Genomic DNA, 22,088 nt, shown 5'->3' on the forward strand with positions numbered 1-22,088 from the left:
GTTGCGCAAGGGAACACCGTTCTGTCGGGACAGGCAGGAGGATTCATGACCGCATCGCCGCTGGTACTTGGCCCGATGCTGCGCTATGTGGACCAGACGTCGGCCAGCATCTGGGTGGAAACCCGCGAAGCCGCCACCGTCGCCGTCGTGGTCCAGGGGCGCAGCTGGCAGGCAGGCACGTTCTCCGTGCGCGGCCACCATTACGCGCTGGTCGAGGCCGAGGGGCTGGAGCCCGGCAGCGTGACACCCTATCGGGTGGAGGTCGACGGCATGCCGGCCTGGCCGGAACCGGACTCGCCGTACCCGGCGCCCGTGATCCGCACCCTCACGCCCGGACGCCCGCTCCGGCTGGCCTTCGGGTCCTGCCGCACCAGCGTCGAGCATGACGCGACCGGCAACAGGCAGCACGGCGTGGACGCGCTCCGGGCATACGCGCTGCACCGTGCCGACGGGGCTGCCCGGCCCGGGGACAAGGAAGGCACCGGGACCGGGGACGCGACCGGCGAGGCACCCGACGGGACGGACCCCGGCTGGCCCGACCTGCTGCTCTTCCTCGGCGACCAGGTCTATGCGGACTCGACGTCCGAGGCGATGCAGGAGTTCATCCGCGCCCGCCGCAATATCAAGGAACCGCCCGGCGAAGAGCTGAAGGACTACGCGGAATACGCCCACCTGTACATGCTCGCGTGGTCGGACGGCGCCAACCGATGGCTGCTCTCCACGCTGCCCAGTGCGATGATCTTCGACGACCACGACATCCGCGACGACTGGAACGCCTCGCTGACCTGGCGGCGGCAGATGGCCAAGAAGCCCTGGTGGCATGGCCGCATTGTCGCCGGCCTCGCGTCCTACTGGGTTTACCAGCATCTGGGCAACCTGTCCCCGGAGCAGCGTGCCGAGGACGAACTGTGGCAGCAGGTGGTGAACCATCCGGGCGACGGCGAACCGGACCTCAGCGACGCGCTGGAAGCCTTCGCGGAACGGGCGGACCGGCAGCCGGACACCTACCGCTGGAGCTTCACCCGCGACATCGGCGGTTCACGGCTGGTCGTGCTCGACTCGCGCGCGGCCCGTGACTTGCAGCCGGACCGGCGGACGCTGCTGGACGAGGAAGAAATGGCCTGGCTGGACAGCCAACTCCAGGGCGGCTTCAAGCACCTGCTGATCGGGACCTCGCTGCCGTTCCTGCTGCCCAAGGGCCTGCACCACATCGAGTCCTGGAACGAGGCCCTCAGCGAAGGCGCCTGGGGCAAGCTGCCGGCGGCCGCCGGGGAACTGCTGCGGCGGGCCGTGGATTTGGAGCACTGGGCAGCCTTCCAGCGCACCTTCCACGAGGTGGCGGCCATGGTGCAGGAGGTGGCCGACGGCGGACGCGGACCGGCGCCGGAGACCGTCACCTTCCTCTCGGGCGACGTGCACTTCTCCTACGTGACGGAGGTGGTGCGCGACTCGGGCAGCCGGATCGTCCAGGTCGTCTGCTCGCCCGTCCGCAACCCGCTGCCCCGCTTCATGCGCTATTTCACCGCCGCCATGTCCTATGGCATCGCCGCTCCGGTCGGCGCGCTCGTAGCCCGCGGCGCGAAGGTCCCCGATCCGCCGTTCACCTGGAAGAGCCGCATGCGGCCATGGTTCGACAACAACCTGGCCAGCCTGGAGGACTCCCCCGACGGCCTGAAGATCTGGTGGGAAAAGGGCGTGGTGCACGACGGCGACGATCTGCACCCGGACTTGGAAGAGGTCGCCTCCCTGACCATCGCGCCGCAGGGCAGTCGGATCGCGCGGTAGCCCCATGGCGTGGTAGTCGGATGGCGCGTTGGCCCGAGGGCGCGATGAGGCGTAGGCCAGCGGGCGGCTGTCCGGGGCGCGCCGTCCGCCCACTTACGCTGGTGATATGGAATCGCCGATCGACAGCTACCTGCGCACCCTGCACGCCGAGATCTCCGAGCTCCGCGACGGCACGCCGTATCTGGTGGGTCCTGCCTCGGCGGTAGTGGATCCGGACGACTTCGGGATCTGCCTGGCAACCGTGGACGGCTACGTCTACGAGGTGGGCACCACGCGCAAGGAATTCACGCTGCAGTCGATCTCCAAGCCGTTCAGCTACGCGCTCGCGCTGGCCGAACTTGGTTTCGACGCGGTGGACGAAAAGGTGGATGTGGAGCCCTCCGGGGACCCGTTCAACGAGATTTCCCTCGCCGCCGGCACCGGGCGGCCGGCCAACGCGATGATCAACGCGGGCGCGCTGGCGGTCACCGGGATGATCAAGGGCTCCGGCGGCCGGTCCGCGATCAAACGGATCCTGAACACGTACTCCGAATTCGCCGGCCGGAAACTCAAGAGCAGCCCGCGGGTGTTCGAGGCCGAGCTGCGCAACAGCGACCGCAACCACGCCCTGGCCTACCTGCTGAGCTCGTTCGGCATCATCGAGGACAGCCCCACCACCGCGTTGGAGAACTACCTGCGGCAGTGCTCGGTGCAGGTGACCTGCCGGGACCTGTCCATCATGGCCGCGACCTTGGCCAACGGCGGCACCAATCCTGTCACCGGCAACCACGTCATGGACATCGGGCCGGTGGAACGGGTGCTGTCGGTCATGATGACCTCGGGCATGTACGACGACGCCGGAGACTGGGTCACCAACGTGGGGATGCCGGCGAAGTCCGGGGTGGGAGGGGGCACCCTGGCGGTCCTTCCCGGCCAGGTCGGGCTCGCGGTGTTCTCCCCGCCGCTGGACGACCACGGCGGATCGGTCCGCGGGATCGCCGTGAGCCGGCGGCTGTCCGAGGACATGGAGATGCATTTCGTCCGCTCCGCGCGTGCCGGGCGTTCCGCGATCCGCGCCAGCTACGACATCACCGTCGTTCCTTCCGGCATCCGCCGCACGGACGAGTCGGCCGAGGTGCTGCGGGAGAACGGCCATCGCGCGCAGCTGATCGAGCTCAACGGCGACCTGCTGTTTGCCGGTACGGAATCGATGGTCCGGGAGATCAGCTCGCTCCCCGACGACGTTGAGCTGGTGGTCCTGGACCTGCGCCGCGTCGACGAAGTGGGCGGCGTAGCCCTGCGCATGTTCGCCCGCCTGGAGGAGATCCTGGCCGCGGACAACCGTGAACTGCTGCTGATCGATCCGGAGGACAGGCTCGCGGACGTCTTCGTCGACACCGGGCGGCACGTGCCGGTTTTCGACACCCGCACCGGTGCCGTCGAGTTCTCCGAGAACCGCCTTATTGCCCGCTACGGGGATCCGCTGGGCGTGCCCACGTCGGTGCCGGTGGAGCAGTCGCTGGCCCTGGGCACCCTGCACCCGCACGAAATTGTCGCCCTGGTGGAACGCATGGAGCCCGCGAAGTACGAGGACGGCGAGATCGTCCGGCGGGTCGGCCAACGGTTTGGCGGTGTGTACTTCATTGTCTCCGGCCGGATCAGCACCATCGCCGCCGACTCCGAGGGACGGCGGGTCAAGCTGAGCACGCTCAGCGCCGGCATGACGTTCGGCGAACTGGCGCTGGGCAGCGAGGACCGGCAGGAAACCACCGAGAAAGCGGACGGACCGGTGGAACTCATGGTGCTCTCCTCGGAGGCGATCGAAGAACTCGAGGAGCAGGACCCGAAACTGGCGATGCGCCTGTGGAAGGCGCTCACCCGCGACGCCTACACTCGCGTGGACCAGTTCCTGCGCGAAACCGCCGTCCGGATCCGCGACTGACCGTCCACGGCGGCCCGCTGCCGGCGGCCCGATGGGCATCCGCGAGCCGGAATCAACTATAGTTACGGGCAGTCGTAGCATCTGCCACATCGGCAACAGAAACCACACCAGCCTCGGTCTCTCCGTGTCTTGTTCCCGGCAGAGGTTGCAGAAAGGAACGTGTGAACTTTTTCGAGTTTCTCGCGAAACGCGCCGACGACATGCTGGAAATGGGCATCGAGCATGCCGTTCTCGTGGGCGTTTCGGTCATGCTCGCCACCGTGATCGGGGTCGGCCTGGGCATCGCGACGTATCGGCACGAACGGCCGCGCGAAACAGTCCTCGCGGTCACCGGTGCTTTCCTGACCGTTCCCTCCTTCGCGTTGTTCATCCTCCTCATCGGTCCCCTGGGCTTGGGCGCGCTGCCCGTCGTCGTCGCCCTCACCATGTATGGCCTGCTGCCCATCGTCCGCAATACCATCACCGGCCTTCGCGAAGTGGATCCTGCCATCGTGGAATCGGCCAAGGGCATGGGCATGAGCCGGACCCAGCGGCTGCTGAGGATCGAACTGCCGCTGGCGTGGCCGGTGATCATCACCGGCATCCGCGTCACCACCCTGATCCTGCTGGGCATCGCTGCCATCGGCGCGATCGTCCTGGGCCCGGGCTACGGCGAGCTGATCTTCACCGGCCTGGCCCGGGTGGGCACGCCGGTGGCCGTCAACATGGTCCTGGCCGGAACCCTCGGCGTGATTGTCCTCGCCATCCTGTTCGACCTGCTCTTCCACACCGTCCGCAAGCTGACTACCTCCAAAGGAATCCGATGACCGTTTCCGACCATCAGACCCCCCAGCCCAGGCCGGTCAAGATCCGCTTACAGAACCTGTCCAAGAGGTTTCCCGGGCAGAAGGACAACGCGGTCGACGACCTGACCCTGGACATCTACGAGGGCGAGATCGTGGTGCTGGTCGGCCCGTCGGGATGCGGCAAGACCACCACCATGAAGATGATCAACCGGATCATCGAGCCCACCTCCGGCCGGATCATCCTGGACGGCGAGGACGTCACCACCACCGACCCGGACCAGCTCCGCCGCCGCATCGGCTACGTCATTCAGCAAGTCGGCCTGTTCCCGCACATGACCATCGGCGAAAACGTGGCCACCGTGCCCAAGCTGTTGGGCTGGGACGCCAAACGGATCTCCGCTCGGGTCGACGAGTTGCTGGACATGGTCAACATGCCGCCGTCGACGTACCGCAACCGCTACCCCAAGGAGCTCTCCGGCGGACAGCGGCAACGGGTAGGGGTGGCGCGTGCTCTGGGCGCAGACCCGGAAGTGATGCTGATGGACGAACCGTTCGGGGCGATAGACCCGATCACCCGGGACCGGCTGCAGAACGAATTCCTGCGCCTGCAGTCGGAGGTGCGCAAGACCATCGTGTTCGTCACCCATGACATCGATGAAGCGATCAAGATGGGCGACCGGATCGCAATCCTGCAGGACCGCTCCCGGATTGCCCAGTACGACACCCCGGAGCAGATCCTGACCGCCCCTGCCAATGATTTCGTCTCCGACTTCATCGGCAACGGCGCCTCCCTCAAGCGGCTGAACCTGAGCCGGGTGGCCGATATCGAGCTGACCCAGTGGCCGACCGTCCGGCTGGACACCCCGGCCGAGGACGCGCTGGAGCAACTGCGGCGCAGCGACCGCTCGGCGCTCCTGGTGCTCGACCACGCCGGGCGGCCCCGCCGCTGGGTGGGTGCGGACGACCTGCACCGGGCCGGCGCACGCGCGCTGGACGAAGTGGGCCTGCCGCCGGAAGCAATCCTGGAACCAAGGGCTACGCTGTCCGATGCGCTCAACGAACTGATCACCGCACGCTACAGCGTGACGATCGTCGTGGACTCGCACGGCGTCTACCAGGGCGTGGTGGATATCGAACAGATCAACGAGGCCATCCGGGCCATGCGGGACACGGCGGTCGCTCGAGCCCGGGCCGGGCTGGGCGAGGTGGCCGAAGCCGTACAGGCGGGTGGCTGACGTGGCCGCTGCCGCACCACACTCGGTGCACGACCAGGACGTTGTCGCCCAACCACCGGCCAGGACGCGGCGCCGGACCCTGACCGGTTACCTGCTGGTGCCCGCCATCCTGGCGCTGGCCTGCCTGGCGCTGTACCTGTATGTCGGCTCGCAGGAACTGGACAGCATCGAGGCGCGTGCCCTGGCCCCCGCCAACCTGGCCGCCGCCCTGGGCCGGCACCTGCAGCTGACCGCGGTCTCGACGCTGCTGACCCTGGTCATCGCGGTGCCGCTGGGCATCCTGTTCACCCGCCCGGCCATGCGCCGGGTCCGCCCCTACCTGATTACCCTGCTGACCCTGGGACAGGCGGTTCCGACCATCGCCGTGCTTGTCCTGCTGGCCGTGGCGTTTCTGTTCCTGGGTTTCCAGGCCGCCATCGTGGGCCTGGTGCTTTACGCCATCATCCCGGTGCTGCTCAACACCATGGTGGGCCTGGAGCAGGTCGACGAATCCGTGCTGGAAGCCGGGCGGGGCATGGGCATCTCCAAGTTCGGCGTCCTGCGCCGGCTCGAATTGCCCCTCGCGGTGCCGATCATGCTGGCCGGCGTTCGCACCGCCCTGGTGATCAACGTGGGTACGGCCACCCTGGTGACCTACATCAACGCGGGCGGACTCGGGGACATCATCGTGGCCGGGCTGTCCACCAACCGCGTGCTGGTCCAGATTGTCGGCGCCGCGCTGACGGCGGTGCTGGCACTGCTGATCGACTACCTGGCGAGCATCGCCGAAGACTTCCTGCGCCCGAAAGGGCTTTAGGCCATCCCCTGCATGACGAAAGAGGAATGATGAAAGCGAATAGTTCACGGAAGACGGCGTTCGCCGCGTTTGGCGCCGGAGTGGCCTTGCTGCTGACGGCCTGCGGCGGCGGCGACGCAGCCGAGGCGACCGGCGACGGCGAGCTTGCGGGCGCGCACTTCACGGCGGGCTCCAAGGAATTCACCGAATCCATCCTGCTTGCCCAGATCGCGGCCGTCGCGCTCGAGGATGCCGGCGCCACCGTCGAGGACAAGACGGGCATCTCCGGCAGCGCCACCGTACGCGAGGCCCTGCAGTCGAGCCAGGTGGACTTCTACTGGGACTACACCGGAACCGGCTGGGTCAATGTCCTCGGCCACACCACCGAGGACGTGCCGGAAGACCTCTACGGCGCCGTCGCGAAGGAAGACGCGGAGAACGGCGTCGCCTGGCTGGAACCGGCGCCGTTCGAGAACACCTACCGGATCGCCGCCAAGAAGGAGTTCGCGGAGGCCGAAGGCATCACCAACATGACCGAAGCCGCCGCATTCATCCAGAAGAACCCGGACCAGGGTGCCGTCTGCGCCGCCAGCGAGTTCATTAACCGCGACGACGGGCTCCCCGGCCTGGAGAAGGCGTACGGTCTTGAGTTCAGCAAGGTAGTGGAGCTGGACCTGAACCTCATCTACACACAGGTCGGCGGATCCTGCCAGTTCGGCGAGGTCTTCTCCACCGATGCCCGGGTCATCTCCAACGAACTGACCGTGTTGGAAGACGACAAGGAATTCTTCGTCCCGTACCAGGGCTCCATGACCCTGCGCCAGGAAACCCTGGACGAGTACCCGGCCATTGCGGAGATCATGGCTCCGATCAGCGCCGCGCTGACCAATGAAGTCATCACCGGGCTCAATGGCCGGGTGGATAACGACGGCGAGGATCCCCGCGACGTCGCCGAGGAGTGGCTGCAGGAGCAGGGCCTGGTGGGCTAGCCACCGGACCTTGCTTCCGCAGAACGGCCAGCGGCCGCCGGTCACCACGACCGGCGGCCGCAGGCCGTCTCAGGCTCCGCGAAACCGCCGGCAGTCCCGGGCCTCCCCGAAACCGCCCGCGTCTCAGGCCTCCGCGAAACGTCCCACCGTCTTCTGCGCATCGATCCCCGGCAGGGCTGCGGCGAAGATGCGGTAGTAAGCGAGCTCCTCGCGGGTCCGCACCGGCGGATCCAGCACACCTGCCTCGTGCTCGAGCTCGGCTTCGCTGACCGAGGCTTCGAAGTGTTCGCGGAGCACATCGTTCATGCCGGTGCCCTCGCCGAATTGCTCCTTCGGCCGCCAGAGCACCTCGTGCGGAACCATCCCGTCGAAGGCCTTGCGCAACAGCCATTTGGCCGGCCGCTCCGGTCCGGTCAGTTTCCACGCCGGCGGCAACGCCAAGGCCAGTTCCACCATGTCCAGGTCCAGGAAGGGCAACCGCGGTTCGATCCCGTTGGCGCCGGCCACCCGGTCCACCCGCTGCAGTCCCCCGATCGGCATGCCTTCGATGGTCTCCAGCAGGTCCTCGTGCAGCGCCTCGCCGGAGTCGTGGCGGCCGTAATGCGAGTAGCCAGCGAACAGCTCGTCGGCGCCCTCGCCCACCAGCACGATCTTCACGTGTTCGGCGGCCAGCCGGGACACCAGGAAGTTCGGCACCGCGCTGTGCACCAGCGTCGGGTCAAAGGATTCAAGCTCCGCGATCACCTGCGGTACCAGCGCGATCGCATCCTCGGCGGTGTAGACCAGCTCGTGGTGCTCGGTCCCCGCGGCGGCCGCCATCACCCGGGCTGCGAGCAGGTCGGCGCTGCCCTCCAGCCCGACGGCGAACGTCTTCAGAACCTTCCCGCGCTCGGAGGCCTTGCGGGCCGCCACGGCCGTGACGATGCTGGAGTCCACCCCGCCCGACAAGAGGACGCCCACCGGCACGTCAGCCTCCAGGCTGCGCTCCACCGCCCGGACCAGGGTTTCGCGCAGGGCATCGAAGACCCACTGCGGCGGATCCTCGTCCGGCCGCCGGCTCTTGAGCAGCACCGGGGCGCCCGCCGGGAAGACTGGCCCCGCCATCAGGCCGTCCTCCGGCGTCCAGGCATGGCCCGGCGGAAACGGCTCCACGAAAGGCCGCCACTCGTCGTCGAACGCCTTCATTTCGGAGGCAAACAGCACGGTTTCTTCGCGCCGCGCCCAGTACAACGGGGACAATCCGAGCAGGTCCCTGGCCGCGACGAACCGCCCGTCATCGCCCGCGACCACCAGGGCAAACGGACCCCAGAGCTTCTCGAAGGCGGCCACGCCGAGCTCCTCGTACAGCCGCAGCGCGGCCTCCAGATCGGAGCGGGTCCGGAAACCCTCATGCCCGAGCCGGTCGCGGATCCGGCGGTAGTTGTAGATCTCGCCGTCGCCAACCAGCCACGCGTCGCCGTCGCGGCCGGCCAGGGGTTGCTGCCCGTTCTCCGGATCGACGATGGCCAGCTGCCGGCTGCCGAGCCAGGAATTGCCCACCCGGCGCGACCCCGATCCGTCCGGCCCACGGTGTGCCAACCGGTCCAGCATCCGTTCGCCCGCTGTCGCATCGAACTCCCCGTGGGCAGCCACTATCCCTGACATCTGCATCCCGCCTTCGCGCTTGTTCAACAAATCCGGCGCCGCATGCGGCCGGGCTCTGTCCGCCCCAGGCGCTGCGACGCGACTTCTCCAGCATAGCCAGCCGGCGCCCACGCCCTTCCCCGCCGGTGGCGGGCCGGGCCGGCAGGCTCCACCGTTCCCCGCCCCGGAGCCGTCGCGGTCCGGACCACCCGCCGCCGCTCTCTAGACTGGTAGGCATGACTGCAACGCTGGTGGCCAAGGACCTCTCGGGCGGCCACGGCCACCGCACCCTGTTCTCCAACCTGAACCTGACCGTCGCGCCGGGCGACGTCGTCGGGGTGGTCGGCGCCAACGGTGCCGGCAAGACCACGCTGCTGCGGATCCTGGCAGGCGGGGACGCACCGCTGGCGGGGTCGGTGAGCACGGCGCCCTCGGACGCCTTTGTCGGCTGGCTGCCGCAGGAACACGAACGGATTCCCGGCGAGACCATCGCCGCCTACCTCGACCGCCGCACCGGTGCCGCGGCCGCCACCGCCGCCATGGAAGCCGCGGCCGAGGCGCTGGGCTCCGGCTCCAAGCAGGCCGGCGACGCCTACGCCGCCGCCCTGGACCACTGGATGGCCAGCGGGGCCGCGGACCTGGAGGACAGGATCCCGCCCATGCTGGCCGAGCTCGGCCTGGACGTCGGCCCGGACGCCCCGATGACCGGGCTTTCCGGCGGCCAGGCCGCACGCGCCGCCCTGGCGGCCCTGCTGCTGAGCCGATTCGACGTGGTCCTGCTGGACGAGCCCACCAACGATCTGGACCTGGCGGGACTGGCCCGGTTGGAGTCGTTCGTGCAGGGCCTGCGCGGCGGCGCGGTGCTCGTTTCCCACGACCGCGAGTTCCTGGCCCGCTGCGTGACCACCGTGGTGGAGTTGGACCTGGCCCAGAACAAGGTGGCGGTGTACGACGGCGGCTACGACGCCTTCCTGGAGGAGCGGGCCGTGGCGCGCCGCCACGCCCGCGACGCGTACGACGAGTTCGCGGAGAAGAAGGCGGACCTCGTGTCCCGGGCCCGGACCCAGCGCGAGTGGAGCTCGCAGGGAGTCCGGAACGCCATGAAGAAGAATCCGGACAATGACAAGATCCGCCGCAAGGCCAGCACGGAGTCCTCCGAAAAGCAGGCGCAGAAGGTGCGGCAAATGGAGTCCCGGATCGCCCGGCTGGACGAGGTGGAGGAGCCCCGCAAGGAGTGGCAGCTGCAGTTCAGCATCGGCGCCGCCCCGCGCTCCAGCTCGGTGGTCGCCACCTTGAACCAGGCCACCGTCCGCCGCGGCGCCTTCACGCTCGGCCCGGTCTCGCTCCAGGTCAACGCCGGCGAGCGCATCGGCATCACGGGCCCCAACGGCGCGGGCAAGTCCACCCTGCTGCGCCTCCTGCTGGGACACCAGCAGCCCGACGACGGCGCCGCCGGCCTGGGTGCCAGCGTCGCCATCGGCGAGATCGACCAGGCGCGCGGCCAGCTCGCGGAGGACCGGCCGCTCGGTGCCGCCTTCGAGGCACTGGTACCGGACTACAGCCAGGCCGAGGTCCGCACGCTGCTGGCCAAGTTCGGTCTCAAGGCCGACCAGGTGTCCAGCGCCGTCGGCGCCCTCTCCCCCGGCGAGCGCACCCGGGCCGCCCTCGCCCTGCTGCAGGCCCGCGGCGTGAACCTGCTGGTCCTCGACGAACCCACCAACCACTTGGACCTGCCCGCCATCGAACAGCTGGAGCAGGCGCTGGACGGCTACGACGGCACGCTGCTGCTGGTCTCGCATGACCGCCGGTTGCTGGAAAACGTCCGGCTGGACACCCGCTGGGACGTCGACGCCGGCCAGGTCACCGTGCGGTGAGCGCGCCGGTTAGACCAGCGTGACGTTGCGGGTCCGGTGATCGTAGCGGAAGGTGACCGCCCCGCCGTCGTGGTGCAGTTCGTGATCCGGTCCGTTCGGGATGCCGTACGCGCCGTAGTTTTCCACCCAGGACCGGTTCAGCGCGGCCTTAAACTTGTAGAAGCCGGCGGGCAGTTCCACGGTGAGGCTCCACAGGCCGGAGGCGGAGTCGAGCCGCATCTGCGCGGCCTCCGCCTGGGGCTGCCACCTGCAGGAAAAGCACGGGCCCGTGTACGGTGCGGCGCGGATTACCGACGGCGTCTATGGCACCGGCCCGCCGGACAGCAGATCGGCTTCGGCGCCTTCCAGCGGCAGCCGGCGGACGGCTTCGCTCACGGTCGCGGTGCCGCCGGCGGTAGTGCCGTGCAGCGTGGCCGCAACCACCGCGTCCAGGACTTTCTTCAATCGAATATCAAGACGGTTCATCGGTTCTGCCCCCATAGTCTGTCCCCCGGGGTGGATCACCAAGGCCAGTAACTCCCACGCCCGCTGACACTTAGTCGAAACGGCCTGGACCCATTCGTCCGTCTCACCGGCGTCCTGGTGGGCCCGCACCGATAGTGGAACCTCGGACGGGGACCGTCCCCGGAGACCGTCACCTTCCTCTCCGGCGACGTCCACTTCTCCTACGTGTCCGAGGTGCAGCGGTCCTCGGGCAGCCGCATCGTCCAGGCCGTGTGCTCCCCGGTACGCAATCCGCTGCCGCGGTTCCTCCGACCTTTCACCGCGGCGTTGTCCTACGGGGTGGCCGCCCCTGTCGGGGCGCTGGTGGCGCACGGCGCGAAGGTCCCGCAGCCGCCGTTGAGGTGGAAAGGGCTCGAGCGGCCGTGGTTCGACAACAACCTGGCCACCCTCGAGGAGTCCGACGACGGCCTGAAGTTCCGGTGGGAAAAGGGCGTGGTGCACGACGGCGAGCACCTGCAACCCGCAGCTGGAAGAGGTCGCCTCCCTGACCGTCGAGCCGCGCGGCGATCGGATCCCGCAGGGCCGCCGCGCCCCGCTAAACCCACCGGTTAGGCGCGGTCCCAATCACCCCGCGACTGCCGAGGGGGCCTGCTCGCCGCGCCGCTCCCAGGGCAGCAGCAGCAGCGTCGCGACCCGGAACACCAGATTGATCAGCAACCCGAGCAGCCCGGTGAGGGCGAGGCCGGCATAGACTTCGCCGACCTCGAACTGCTGGCCGGCGCGGCGGATCATGGCACCGATACCGTATTCGGCGGCGACGAACTCTGCTGCGATGAGGGTGATGAGGCAGGTCGCCATCCCGAGCCGCAGCCCGTTCAGCAGCGGCGGCGCGATCGCCGGGAACAACAGCCGGATGAAGAAGCGCCACCCGGTGGCGCCGAAGTTGCGTCCCGCTTCGAGCAGCTCGGTGTCGACATCCCGGACGCTCCCCCGCGTGCTGATGATGATCTGAAAGAACGCAGTGGCGAACGCAGTCAGGATGTAGGCGATCTCCCCGCGGCCGACGATGATGATGAACAGCGGGAGCACCGCGATCTTCGGCAGCGGGTAGAGCGTATCCGTCAGCGGGCGGATGAGCAGTTCGACGATGCGCCACCGCCCGGACGCGACGCCGATGACGACGCCGGCCACTGCCGCGACCGCGAACGCGGTCGCCAACCGCTGCAACGTGAGCACGATGTCCAGGGCGAGGCGCCCGTGCAGGAACTCGCCGACCATCAAGACGACGATGTCGCTCGGGGGCACGAAGAACCGCGGATCGAGTAGGCCGAGCCGAGTCGTGGACTCCCACAGGATGAGGACCGCGACCGGAATGGCCCATGCCTGCGCCAAGCGCAGCACGGCCGCGTTCATCGGATCCCCCGCAGGCCGCGCCGCCACGGCAGGAGCCGGTCGGCGAGCGCATCGAACCCGACCGAACTCAGCAGGCCCAGCACGGCGATGCACAGCAGCGCCACGTACATGTCGGTGACCCGGAGGATCTGCCAGTTCGACCAGAGGAACTGTCCCAGCCCGGTACCGGAGCCGACCATCTCGATGGCGATGACCGAGATCAACCCGAACCCCAGCGAGAGGCGAATGCCGGTGACGATCGACGGCAGCGCGCCGGGCACCAGGACTCGGAAGAACCGGCGCGCGCCCCGCGAGCCGTAGTTATCTGCCGCCTCCAGGAGGGTGTGGTCGATGCTCCGCACCCCGGCGACCGTGTACAAGACCATGACCACGAGTGGTGTCACGAGCGCCGTGAGCAGGATCGCCGTCTCGGTTCGCCCGAGCAGGAAGGTGAGAAACGGGAAGAACAACACCCCCGGAATCGGGTACAGGAACGCGAGCACGGTGCTCGTGCCGCGCTCCGTCCACCGGGAGGCGGTGATCGCGATCCCGACCGACACGCCAATGAGGATCGCCAGGACGATCGTCACGAGCACGCGGAGGACCGTCGCAACGATATCGCCGCCCAGGCCCGACTCGACATCGAACACGATCACGCCGCGCGCGATGATCTCCGTCGGCGGCGGGAAGAACGTCGAGCGGATGACCTCCGCCCGGCTCAAGAGCTCCCATGCCCCGAGAATGAGCACCGGCCCGACGACGAGCGCCCCCTTCTCGCGGAGGACACGGAGGTTCACGGCTCATCCACCGCCATCGCCGTCTGGACCTCGACCCGCAGGTGCTCCCAGATGCCCTGCGAGAGGGCCGCGAACTCCGGGGTGCCGCGCAGTTCGGGGCCGCGCGGCGACGGGAAATCCAGCTCGACGATTTCCCGGATGCGACCCGGGCGCGCCGACATCAGCGCGACGCGATCGGAGAGGAAGACCGCCTCATCGATCGCGTGCGTGACGTACAGCACCGTCGGGCGCGCTTCGAGGCGCAGCTCGAGGATCTGCTCCTGGAGCAGCGTCCTCGTCTGCGCATCGAGGGCGCCGAGCGGTTCGTCCATCAACAGGATCTCGGCGTCTTGAGCGAGCGCGCGGGCAATTCCGACGCGCTGCTTCATTCCGCCGGAGAGCTGGTGAGGGTAGAAGTCCGCGAAGCGTGCCAGGCCGAGGCGAGCCAACTGCTCCTCGGCGACGGCGGCCGCCTCCTTCTTGGGGACGTCACGGTTGCGCGGGCCGAACATGACGTTCTCGCGCACCGACAGCCAGGGGAACAGCGCATGATCCTGGAACACCATGGCGGTCTTCGGCCGTCCGGGCTTCGAGGTGCGGATCTCCACCGTGCCCGATGTCGGTTTGTACAGGTCGGCGACCAGCCGCAGGAGGGTTGACTTGCCGCATCCGGACGGACCGACGATCGACACGAACTCGGCGTCGGCGATCTCCAACGACACGTCCTCGAGCGCGCTCACCTCCTGCTTGCCGGGGAACCGCTTCGCAACATCGGCTAACCGAACCTTCACCTCACCGCTCACGGCCCCTACCTCTCCGGGTCAGTTCCCGAGGACCGCGTCGCGCCAGGTGAAGTCCCAGATCTCTTCCTCCGGAATGATCTCTTCGTAGTTGAGCGACCCCTGCTCCATGAAGAACTCCTGATACCGCAGCAGCGTCTCGAAGTCGACGCTCAGGTCAGCGGGGATGTGGTGCTGCCGCGACGCCGCGATGGCCGCGGGGTCGGCGCCTGTGTACTCCACCACGAGATCAAGCATTTCGTCGGTGTTCCAGCCGTTCTCGGCGAGGTCCTCCGCAGTCATCGTGTACGCCCGCATGAAGTCCTCCGCGAGTTGCGGGTTCTCCTCGGCCCAGTCGGTGTTATAGATGATGCCGGTGAACGGCAACGGCTCGGTGTCAGGTGTCTCCCATGGCCGGAAGCCAGCACCGCTGTTCTCCGCCTGCGTCGGGAACGGCTCCGACAGGATGCCCCCGGCGATGGCACCGTTCGCGAGTGCGGGCACCTGGTCAGGGAACGGGATGTGCTCGAGGGTGATTTCGGACATCGACAGTCCGACCCGTTCGAGGGCGAAGCCGAGCAGCGCCTCGGTCACGACCCCGGGCGCGTTCGCGGCGAACGTCTCGCCAGCGAGGTGGGACATGTCCTCTGCGAGCGCGGCGGCCTCCTCGGCGTTGGACGCCAGCTGGGACGAGATGATGAAGTAGTCCTCGATGTAGCCGGCGTGCATCGGCGCGACGTAGCTCACGGGCAGCCCCTCGTCGAACGCGTTGTAGGCGGCCGAGCCGATGCCGGCGAAGCCGATCTCGTATTGCCCCGTCGCGACGCCGGTGATCGACTCGTTGCCGCTGGTGACCTCCACCATCTCCAGGTTGAGCCCGACCTCCTCGGCGTATTTCTCCGCGGTGGCGAAGAGCGGCAGCGAGGAACCGGTGGCCAGGTAGGCGACCCGGATGACGTCGGCGTCGGTGTTGCCGCCGCCGGTCGGGTCGCCTTCCGGGTCCCCCGCACATCCGGCGAGAACGAGTGCCGCGGCGAGCCCCGCGGCGGCGAGCCGGGGGCTGCGGGGACGGGATTCAGTGCTGTGGATCATCGTGAACTCCCTTTGTTCGTTCTTCGCGGTGGGCTACTCGGGGGCGGGTTCGTGGTCCCGGGCCATGAGCCAGGAGGGACGCCCGGTGATCTTGGCGTCGATCACCAGGGCGCGGTCGCGCGCGGAGTCGAGCCACGCCGAGATCCCTCCGAGATCGTCCAGCGACCGGACGGTGATCGCGTCGCAGCCGTAGCCACGCGCGATCGCGGCGATGTCGGTGTCGGGGAAGCGGACGATCTCCTGCTCTTGGGCGGTCGCGTCGGGGAACAGGTGGACCTCCGCGCCGTAGGCGCTGTCGTTGTAGACGACGATGAGCATGCCGAGCCCCAGGCGCACGACGGTGTCGAGCTCGGCCGCCGCCATGAGGAGCGCCCCGTCGCCGACACCGAGCACCGGCATCCGGTCCGGACGGGCGACCCCCGCGCCGATGGCGCTCGCCAGTCCGAGGCCGATGGCCTGGAACGACAGTGGCAGGACGTACCCCTGGTCGTCGGGGACCCGGAGGTGGGCGCCCGGATAGCAGTTGACGTTGCCGCCGTCGACGACCACGACGCGCTCCATCGGGAGCATCGCATCGAGTGCGTTGGTTAGGGTGGCCGGGTCGGCGAAGCCGTGCTCACTGACCGGTTCGACCGGCTGGTCCGACCAGTACCGGACGCGGGTCACTCGGTCGCGTACCTCCGGCGTGCGGTAGCCGACGCGGGCGGGCCCGGCCGACAGCAGAGCCGCTCTCGTGGCATGGGCGACGGCGGCGGCGTCGCCGATGATGCCGAGGTCGACGAGGCGGTGCTTGCCGATCGCCTCGGCGCGGTCGTCGACCTGAACGAGGGTGGCGTCGGCGGTCAGCGTGCCGCCGCGCGTGGTCCAGTGGTTGAGAGCCACGCCGAATCCGACAATGAGGTCCGCGTTGCGCACCAACTCGGAGGCGCCGTCGGTAGCGAATCCGCCCATGATGTCGAGCGCCCAGTCGTCGCCCTCGAAGACGCCGCGGGCCCCGCCGGAGGCGATGAGCAGGGCTCCCGCCGCGGCGGCGAGCTCCCGGATCTCATGTTTCGCGCCCCGGCTCCCGCGGCCGCCGACGATGACCGGGCGTTCGGCGCGGGCGAGGAGCGCCGCGAGCGCTTCGACATCCGCAGCCGCGATGGTCGGCCTCGCCACGTGCAGTTGGGACGCCGGATGGGTGGTTGGGTAGCGGATCTCCCGCTCCTGGAGGTCGATCGGCATCGAGAGCACGACGGTCGCGCGCTCCACCTGCGCAACCCGGAAGGCGCGCGCCGCATCGGCGATCGCGGTCTCCGCAGAGTGGATCCGCATCGGGATGGCGCCGAGCGCCGCGACGGCCGCGTCCTGGTCAATGTAGAAGTTCGAGGTGACATCGCCGATCGAGGTGTCCGCGGCAAGCACGAGCAATGGCGTGTGGCACTTGGCCGCCTCCGCGACCCCGGTGAGCGAGTTCGTCAGCCCGCAGCCCTGGTGCAGACTCAGCACGCTCACCTCGCCGGTGATCCGGGAGTAGGCGTCGGCCATCGATGCGGCCCCCGCCTCGTGGCGCGCGGCGACGTAGCGGGTACCGTTCGCGATGAGCGCGTTCGTCACCAGGAAGTTGCCGCTGCCGACTACCCCGAACGCCTGGGAGACCCCGAATTGGGCGAGCATGCGGCCGACGGCGTCGGCGACCCTCAGCATCTGCGTCATGGCACTGATTCCGCTTCCCCCGGTCGTCGGCGACCGCTTGACGGCCATACTAGGCGAGCCCCGGAATTTCGTCCATATATCCGGCACCAGCACCTTGACCAGGGTTAATAAGGGACACCATTGGGCCCTTGACCGCCCGGGGACCTGGGAGTAACTTATTGGACAACCGAAAGGTTGATCAAGGGAAGAGTTGAATAACGTGACTGGTAGCAGCGACGAGGCCCTCCTGGACAGGGCGTTCATGGCCTTGGCAGATCCGGCCCGCCGCCGCATCATCGCCCGGCTCAGCCGCGGACCGGCAACGGTCAACGAGCTGGCCGAGCCCTTCGAAATCTCCAAGCAGGCGGTTTCGAAGCACATCCAGGTCCTCGAGCAGGCACAGTTGGTCACCCGCACCAGGGAAGCCCAGCGCCGGCCCGTTCACCTGAACGCTGCACGGCTCGAAGCGCTCACCGCGTGGATCGACCAGTACCGGCTGGTTCGGGAGGCGCAGTACCGCGGACTGGACGCCGTGCTCGGCCAACTATCCAAGGACAAGACATGACCAACTCACTCAAAGTCGCCCTCCCGGAGGGCCTTCCGTTCATCGATACCGAACGCGAGTTCGACTATCCCGTCGCCGACGTTTTCCGCGCGCACAAAGACCCCGACCTCCTCAAGCAGTGGCTGGGCCCGCGGGGCATGAAGATGGACGTCGATCATTACGACTTCCGCACCGGCGGCAGTTACCGCTACCTCCACACCGGACCCGACGGCCAGCAGTACGCCTTCACCGGCATTTTCCACACGATCCGCGAGAACGAGTTCGCCATCCAGACGTTCGAGTTCGGCGGCTACCCGGACGTCGTGAGCCTCGAGTTCATGACCTTCGAGGACCTGGGCAACGGACGCTGCAAACTGATCGGCCATTCCGTCTACCCCACGCTGGAGGCCCGCGACGGCATGGCCCAGTCCGGCATGGAAAGCGGCATGAGCGAAGGCTACGAGCGGCTGGACGAACTGCTCGCGGGCGCCCGCACCGGATAAAAGGGCGCCACTGCCGCGCCTTGGGGTCGGAGCCTGTCGGGCCCCGGCCCTTTTGCCGCGCGCACTTCGCTGTTCAACCGTTCCCGCCCGCAACCACCATTGGCCTCCTCGGAATTAGAAAGTATGCTGAGGATTCCCTGCACCCTAGTCGGAAGGTGGTTTCATGGCGAACGATGATGAAGGACGCAAGGAAGTAGCCAAGATCCTGAAGGACGCTGACATCGGCGTCCTCACCACGGTCAATGCCAGCGGTCAGCTGTTTAGTCGGCCCCTGGCGCTACAGGAAGCAGAGTTCGACGGGGACCTGTGGTTCGTGACGCACGATCCCTCGCCCAAGGCCAACGAAATTCGAGCCAATCCGCACGTCAACGTGTCGGTCAGCGGGTCGGACGGCTACCTCTCCATCTCGGGCACCGCCTCAATCGTCCGCGACCAGGCGAAGATCGACGAACTGTGGGGGCCCATGATGGAACCGTGGTTCGAAAACGGCAAGGACGACCCGACGGTGGCTTTGCTCCGGGTCGAGGCCCACACGGCCGAATACTGGAAGCCGGATTCCCCCAAGGTGGCCACGCTGTTCAAGCTGGCCAAGGGAATGGTCACCGGGAAGAAAGCAGACGACGTCGGCAAGAACGACGTCGTCAACCTTTAGCCGGAGGCATTTGCCGATCGGCAAGACAGCACGCACTTAAGGAGTCAGCAATGTCCGGAAATCTTTTGGCCCGTTCTGTGCACGACCTTACTGCCGCCGCCTGGTTCGGCGGATCACTGATGGGCGCCATCGGTCTTAACGGTGCGGCCGCCGCCGCCCAGGATCCGCGGGAGCGGACCCGTCTGTCCAGCATCGGCTGGATGAAGTGGGCACCGGTCCAGACCCTGGCCTTCGTATCGCACCTTGCTTCCGGTTTGCCGCTGTTGGCGGGCAACAAGGGCAGGATGGTCAAGCAGGAAGGGGTTGCGCGGAATACCGTGATCAAGACCGTTGTCACCCTGGCCGGCGCGGGCGTCACCCTCTACGCCGGCATGCTGGGCAAGAAGGTGGAGAAGATGGCCGAGCAGGGGGCAGAGGGCGCCACCGAGCCGTCGCCGATGGCATCACCGGAACTTAAGTCTGCCCAGAAGCAGCTCAAGCTGCTGCAGTGGACCATCCCGGCCTTCGCCGGCACTGTCATCGTGCTCGGTGCCAAGCACGGTGAAATGCAGCGGCCCGCCACCTTCCTGGAGGGGCTGCTCAAGCACTAAAGGTGAAGGCCCGCCCACGCGGTTTGCCATGTCCGGCGCGAGCCGGACATGGGCCGCGGATGGGCGGGCCGCCTGCTTTGTGTCTTTCGGTGGGCTGGTGCCGGCCGCCCATGACGAAGGCACCCGCCGGCGTAGGCTTCCCTTGACCCCTCCCCCTTCGGAGCGTCAGCCACCCGGTGCGCCGGCTGCGCGTGCTGCACGGTTACGATTGTTGAAACGTTAACATCGGACGGCAGAAGAAGTGGGGAACGGGCATGCCGGCAGCATCATGACGGCCACCAAGGCGGCGGCCGTCTTCGCGTGGGCTGCCATCGCCGGCATTTCGGCTGCCGGGCTGCTGGTGATGGGCCAGGTCATCGCGGCTTCGATCGTCGCTCCGCCACGGTTCGATCTGGTGGCCGTCCTCTCCGTGCTGATGCTGGTGCTGGCCTGGCATCTGCGCGTGGATACACCGCTCATGCGGCGCCAGACCACCGCCGCGATGACCGCCGCCGTGATCGTCTGCAACGACCTCACCGCCCCGCTGCACGAAACGGTGGCGGTGGTGGGAGTCGGACTGCTGGCCACCCGCGTGGTTTTTTGGCGCTTCCGCTGGGGAGAGGTGTACTGGTTTATCAGCCGGCTGCTCGCCTCCGCCGTGCTGGTAGCGGTGTTCCAGGCCTTCCACGCCGGCGGTTTTGCCTGGCCGGCCGCCCTGCTGGCCGGCTGGCTGGCCTTCTTCCTGACCGCGATCGCCGTCGAGCGTGCCTTCGCCACCACCGCAACGCGAAGCAGCACCTTCCGCAACGGCATCGGTTGGGCGCCGGCCCTGTGCACGCTGGCCATCAATCTGCTCCTGTGCCTGGCCGCCCAGTACGCCGCCCTCCGGTTCGGCCACGACGGCGTCCAGTCGCTGCTCCTGGTCTTCGCGTCCGTGCTGGCGCTTGCGGTCACCGGCTGGCTGCGCAACCGCGAGCTGCGCCGCCGCCTTACCGGCCTGGTCGACGCCTCGCTCAAGCTGCCGTGGAGCCCGGACGGGCTCGACCGGACCCTCCTCGCCGCCGCCAGCGCCTCGGTGCGCGCCGACCGCGTGTCCTTGCGTCCCGAAGCGCCGCAAGAAAGGGAAATCGGTGTCCGGATGCGTCGCTGGGACCACGGCGACAACTACCTGGTGGCCTCGCGGAACGGCGGCGCACAGTTCACGGAGGAAGACGAGCAGGTGCTCGACGCGCTGGCGCACGTGGGCAGCATCATGGTCCGGCACGATGAACTGGTGCACGAGCTGCGGCTGCAGGCGGACACCGATGCCCTGACCGGGCTGGGCAACCGGCGGGCACTCTGGCAGCGGCTGGCCGAGATCAACGCCGGCCGCCGCTTCGGCGAGGCCATCGCCGTCGTCTATCTGGATCTGGACGAATTCAAGGCCGTCAATGACAGGCACGGCCACGACGTCGGCGACCTGCTGCTGACCGCCACCGCGCAGCGGATACGCTCGGAAATCCGCGAGGACGACGTGGCCGCGCGCATCGGCGGCGACGAATTCGTCGTCGTGCTCCGTAACGTTTCCAGCGAAGCCGGCGCGCGCGCCGCCGCCGAACGCATTGCCGCCGCGATTGCGCGCCCGCTCACCGCCCGCGGCAACACGCTGCGGGTGCGGGCCAGCACTGGCGTGGCGTACTCGGATCGCCCGGCACCCAACATCGAGGAGCTGCTGCGCAACGCCGATTCCGGGATGTACGGCTCCAAGCGGCTGCAGCAGCGGCTGCGCGATGCACAGCGCGACGGCTCCGAGGCTGAAGCCTGCCTGGCCGTTGCGGTCGAGCGCGGCATCCGCCGGCACCTGTTGCGCGCGGCGCTGCAGCCCATCGTTTCCCTGGACCTGGATGCGATCGTCGGGTTCGAGGCCCTGGCCCGGTACGAGGACGACGAACTCGGCAACATCCCGGCGGACCGGCTGGTGACGGAAGCGAACCGGCTGGGCCTGCTCAACGAGCTGACCATCCAGGTAATCGACGGTGCGGCCGCGGCGATGGCCCGCATCAGCGAAGTCACCAGCGTCCGCTCCATCTCCGTCAACGTGGAGCTGGGCCAGCTCGCCGCCGGTTCCCCCGTCGTGGACAGGCTGAGGCGGATGCGCGCCGAAGGGCCGGAGCTGAACATCATCGTGGAGCTGACCGAAAACTCGTTGGACAAGATGTCCGAGCAGTCCCGGGCGGCCCTCGTGCAGTTGCGCGGCGAGGGCTTCAGGATCGCCGTGGACGACTTCGGCTCCGGCTACTCATCCATGAACTCGCTGACCGAGTTCCCCTTCGACATCGTCAAGGTGGACCGCTCGCTGGTCAGCGGCGACGACGGAAGCGCCCGGGACGACGACGAAACCGCACGGAACATCGTGGTCAGCCATTTGATCGCCATGTTCACCGCACTGAAGGCGGACGTGGTGATCGAGGGCATCGAGACCGCCGAGGCCGTGGAATGGCTGGCCGGCTGCCCGGGTTTGAATGCGCAGGGCTTCTACTTCGGCCGGCCCATGTGGCCGGACGAAGTCATCGCCCGGCTGGTGACCTCCGGCACGGCGGCCCTGCCGGCCCCGACCCGCCGCGATTCCCGTCCGGCCATGGCCGGGCGGGAAATCGAACATTCGCCTGCTCCCTGAGGCGCGGATCTGTCCCTGCG

Annotated in this window: 21 protein-coding genes; 13 read left to right on the plus strand and 8 right to left on the minus strand. The window is 68.2% G+C overall.

The window, feature by feature from the left end:
• The first annotated feature begins 45 nt into the window (after positions 1-45).
• The 6 genes from AC5RUP_RS04630 (at position 46) to AC5RUP_RS04655 (ending at position 7,490) form a co-directional block, all read left to right on the plus strand.
• Entirely contained in the window at positions 46-1,785 is a 1,740-nt protein-coding gene (locus tag AC5RUP_RS04630) for an alkaline phosphatase D family protein (protein ID WP_494069573.1), read from the plus strand.
• A 106-nt stretch (positions 1,786-1,891) separates the two neighbouring features.
• Positions 1,892-3,706: a glutaminase A gene (gene glsA / locus AC5RUP_RS04635; protein ID WP_494154078.1), complete on the plus strand. Its 1,815-nt coding sequence runs from the start codon at positions 1,892-1,894 to the stop codon at positions 3,704-3,706.
• A 161-nt stretch (positions 3,707-3,867) separates the two neighbouring features.
• On the plus strand, positions 3,868-4,512 hold the full coding sequence (locus AC5RUP_RS04640; protein ID WP_494069575.1) for an ABC transporter permease: 645 nt from the start codon (positions 3,868-3,870) through the stop codon (positions 4,510-4,512).
• Positions 4,509-5,726, plus strand: coding sequence for an ABC transporter ATP-binding protein (locus tag AC5RUP_RS04645; RefSeq protein ID WP_494154079.1), 1,218 nt, complete (start codon positions 4,509-4,511; stop codon positions 5,724-5,726). Before AC5RUP_RS04640 ends, AC5RUP_RS04645 begins: the two co-directional genes overlap by 4 nt.
• 1 nt (position 5,727) lies before the next feature.
• Positions 5,728-6,522, plus strand: coding sequence for an ABC transporter permease (locus AC5RUP_RS04650; protein ID WP_494154080.1), 795 nt, complete (start codon positions 5,728-5,730; stop codon positions 6,520-6,522).
• 29 nt (positions 6,523-6,551) lie between these two features.
• On the plus strand, positions 6,552-7,490 hold the full coding sequence (locus tag AC5RUP_RS04655) for a glycine betaine ABC transporter substrate-binding protein (RefSeq protein WP_494158316.1): 939 nt from the start codon (positions 6,552-6,554) through the stop codon (positions 7,488-7,490).
• Between the two features lie 123 nt (positions 7,491-7,613).
• On the opposite strand, the gene asnB is transcribed toward AC5RUP_RS04655, so the two are convergent.
• On the minus strand, positions 7,614-9,134 hold the full coding sequence (asnB, locus tag AC5RUP_RS04660) for an asparagine synthase (glutamine-hydrolyzing) (protein ID WP_494154082.1): 1,521 nt from the start codon (positions 9,132-9,134) through the stop codon (positions 7,614-7,616).
• A gap of 215 nt (positions 9,135-9,349) precedes the next feature.
• Between asnB and abc-f the strand changes: the two genes are divergently transcribed.
• On the plus strand, positions 9,350-10,987 hold the full coding sequence (gene abc-f, locus AC5RUP_RS04665) for a ribosomal protection-like ABC-F family protein (protein WP_494158317.1): 1,638 nt from the start codon (positions 9,350-9,352) through the stop codon (positions 10,985-10,987).
• A 9-nt stretch (positions 10,988-10,996) separates the two neighbouring features.
• Here the strand turns inward: abc-f and AC5RUP_RS04670 are convergent, their stop codons facing one another.
• Positions 10,997-11,275 carry a pullulanase X25 domain-containing protein gene (locus AC5RUP_RS04670; RefSeq protein ID WP_493978873.1) on the minus strand — a complete coding sequence of 93 codons (279 nt, stop codon included), beginning with the start codon at positions 11,273-11,275 and terminating at the stop codon, positions 10,997-10,999.
• 12 nt (positions 11,276-11,287) lie between these two features.
• Entirely contained in the window at positions 11,288-11,467 is a 180-nt protein-coding gene (locus AC5RUP_RS04675; RefSeq protein ID WP_494154501.1) for a hypothetical protein, read from the minus strand.
• Positions 11,468-11,656: 189 nt separating this feature from the next.
• Here AC5RUP_RS04675 and AC5RUP_RS04680 point away from each other — a divergent pair, with 189 nt between their 5' ends.
• Positions 11,657-12,043 carry a hypothetical protein gene (locus AC5RUP_RS04680; RefSeq protein WP_494158318.1) on the plus strand — a complete coding sequence of 129 codons (387 nt, stop codon included), beginning with the start codon at positions 11,657-11,659 and terminating at the stop codon, positions 12,041-12,043.
• Positions 12,044-12,055: 12 nt separating this feature from the next.
• Here the strand turns inward: AC5RUP_RS04680 and AC5RUP_RS04685 are convergent, their stop codons facing one another.
• Genes AC5RUP_RS04685 through AC5RUP_RS04705 form a run of 5 tightly spaced genes read right to left on the minus strand, consistent with a single transcriptional unit; the run spans position 12,056 to position 17,165 of the window.
• On the minus strand, positions 12,056-12,844 hold the full coding sequence (locus tag AC5RUP_RS04685; protein ID WP_494092699.1) for an ABC transporter permease: 789 nt from the start codon (positions 12,842-12,844) through the stop codon (positions 12,056-12,058).
• The gene (locus AC5RUP_RS04690; RefSeq protein ID WP_494154499.1) at positions 12,841-13,620 is read right to left on the minus strand and encodes an ABC transporter permease; all 780 of its coding nucleotides are present in this window, start codon (positions 13,618-13,620) and stop codon (positions 12,841-12,843) included. The genes AC5RUP_RS04685 and AC5RUP_RS04690 overlap by 4 nt, the downstream gene beginning before the upstream one ends.
• Complete coding sequence (locus AC5RUP_RS04695; protein WP_494154498.1) at positions 13,617-14,402, minus strand: ABC transporter ATP-binding protein; 786 nt, start codon at positions 14,400-14,402, stop codon at positions 13,617-13,619. Before AC5RUP_RS04695 ends, AC5RUP_RS04690 begins: the two co-directional genes overlap by 4 nt.
• An 18-nt stretch (positions 14,403-14,420) precedes the next feature.
• Entirely contained in the window at positions 14,421-15,470 is a 1,050-nt protein-coding gene (locus AC5RUP_RS04700) for an ABC transporter substrate-binding protein (RefSeq protein WP_494092702.1), read from the minus strand.
• 33 nt (positions 15,471-15,503) lie between these two features.
• Positions 15,504-17,165: a thiamine pyrophosphate-binding protein gene (locus AC5RUP_RS04705; protein WP_494158319.1), complete on the minus strand. Its 1,662-nt coding sequence runs from the start codon at positions 17,163-17,165 to the stop codon at positions 15,504-15,506.
• Positions 17,166-17,406: 241 nt separating this feature from the next.
• Here AC5RUP_RS04705 and AC5RUP_RS04710 point away from each other — a divergent pair, with 241 nt between their 5' ends.
• From AC5RUP_RS04710 to AC5RUP_RS04730, 5 genes are all read left to right on the plus strand, one after another.
• On the plus strand, positions 17,407-17,709 hold the full coding sequence (locus tag AC5RUP_RS04710) for an ArsR/SmtB family transcription factor (RefSeq protein WP_493978872.1): 303 nt from the start codon (positions 17,407-17,409) through the stop codon (positions 17,707-17,709).
• The gene (locus AC5RUP_RS04715) at positions 17,706-18,191 is read left to right on the plus strand and encodes an SRPBCC family protein (protein ID WP_494154781.1); all 486 of its coding nucleotides are present in this window, start codon (positions 17,706-17,708) and stop codon (positions 18,189-18,191) included. Before AC5RUP_RS04710 ends, AC5RUP_RS04715 begins: the two co-directional genes overlap by 4 nt.
• A gap of 163 nt (positions 18,192-18,354) precedes the next feature.
• A complete protein-coding gene (locus tag AC5RUP_RS04720; protein ID WP_494069582.1) occupies positions 18,355-18,843 on the plus strand; it encodes a pyridoxamine 5'-phosphate oxidase family protein in 489 nt (162 codons plus the stop codon).
• Positions 18,844-18,893: 50 nt separating this feature from the next.
• Entirely contained in the window at positions 18,894-19,433 is a 540-nt protein-coding gene (locus AC5RUP_RS04725) for a hypothetical protein (RefSeq protein ID WP_494133554.1), read from the plus strand.
• A 241-nt stretch (positions 19,434-19,674) separates the two neighbouring features.
• Entirely contained in the window at positions 19,675-22,068 is a 2,394-nt protein-coding gene (locus AC5RUP_RS04730) for a putative bifunctional diguanylate cyclase/phosphodiesterase (RefSeq protein WP_494158320.1), read from the plus strand.
• Positions 22,069-22,088: the final 20 nt, after the last annotated feature.

Source organism: Arthrobacter sp. Y3223151 (assembly GCF_059091125.1).

Excerpts from the sequence above, each read along its gene's own strand:
- AC5RUP_RS04630 (WP_494069573.1), top strand. The coding sequence starts at position 46 with ATGACCGCATCGCCGCTGGTACTTGGCCCGATGCTGCGCTATGTGGAC.
- glsA (WP_494154078.1), top strand. The coding sequence starts at position 1,892 with ATGGAATCGCCGATCGACAGCTACCTGCGCACCCTGCACGCCGAGATC.
- AC5RUP_RS04645 (WP_494154079.1), top strand. The coding sequence starts at position 4,509 with ATGACCGTTTCCGACCATCAGACCCCCCAGCCCAGGCCGGTCAAGATC.
- AC5RUP_RS04655 (WP_494158316.1), top strand. The coding sequence starts at position 6,552 with ATGAAAGCGAATAGTTCACGGAAGACGGCGTTCGCCGCGTTTGGCGCC.
- asnB (WP_494154082.1), bottom strand. The coding sequence starts at position 9,134 with ATGTCAGGGATAGTGGCTGCCCACGGGGAGTTCGATGCGACAGCGGGC.
- abc-f (WP_494158317.1), top strand. The coding sequence starts at position 9,350 with ATGACTGCAACGCTGGTGGCCAAGGACCTCTCGGGCGGCCACGGCCAC.
- AC5RUP_RS04675 (WP_494154501.1), bottom strand. The coding sequence starts at position 11,467 with ATGGGGGCAGAACCGATGAACCGTCTTGATATTCGATTGAAGAAAGTC.
- AC5RUP_RS04685 (WP_494092699.1), bottom strand. The coding sequence starts at position 12,844 with ATGAACGCGGCCGTGCTGCGCTTGGCGCAGGCATGGGCCATTCCGGTC.
- AC5RUP_RS04700 (WP_494092702.1), bottom strand. The coding sequence starts at position 15,470 with ATGATCCACAGCACTGAATCCCGTCCCCGCAGCCCCCGGCTCGCCGCC.
- AC5RUP_RS04705 (WP_494158319.1), bottom strand. The coding sequence starts at position 17,165 with ATGACGCAGATGCTGAGGGTCGCCGACGCCGTCGGCCGCATGCTCGCC.
- AC5RUP_RS04710 (WP_493978872.1), top strand. The coding sequence starts at position 17,407 with ATGGCCTTGGCAGATCCGGCCCGCCGCCGCATCATCGCCCGGCTCAGC.
- AC5RUP_RS04715 (WP_494154781.1), top strand. The coding sequence starts at position 17,706 with ATGACCAACTCACTCAAAGTCGCCCTCCCGGAGGGCCTTCCGTTCATC.
- AC5RUP_RS04720 (WP_494069582.1), top strand. The coding sequence starts at position 18,355 with ATGGCGAACGATGATGAAGGACGCAAGGAAGTAGCCAAGATCCTGAAG.
- AC5RUP_RS04725 (WP_494133554.1), top strand. The coding sequence starts at position 18,894 with ATGTCCGGAAATCTTTTGGCCCGTTCTGTGCACGACCTTACTGCCGCC.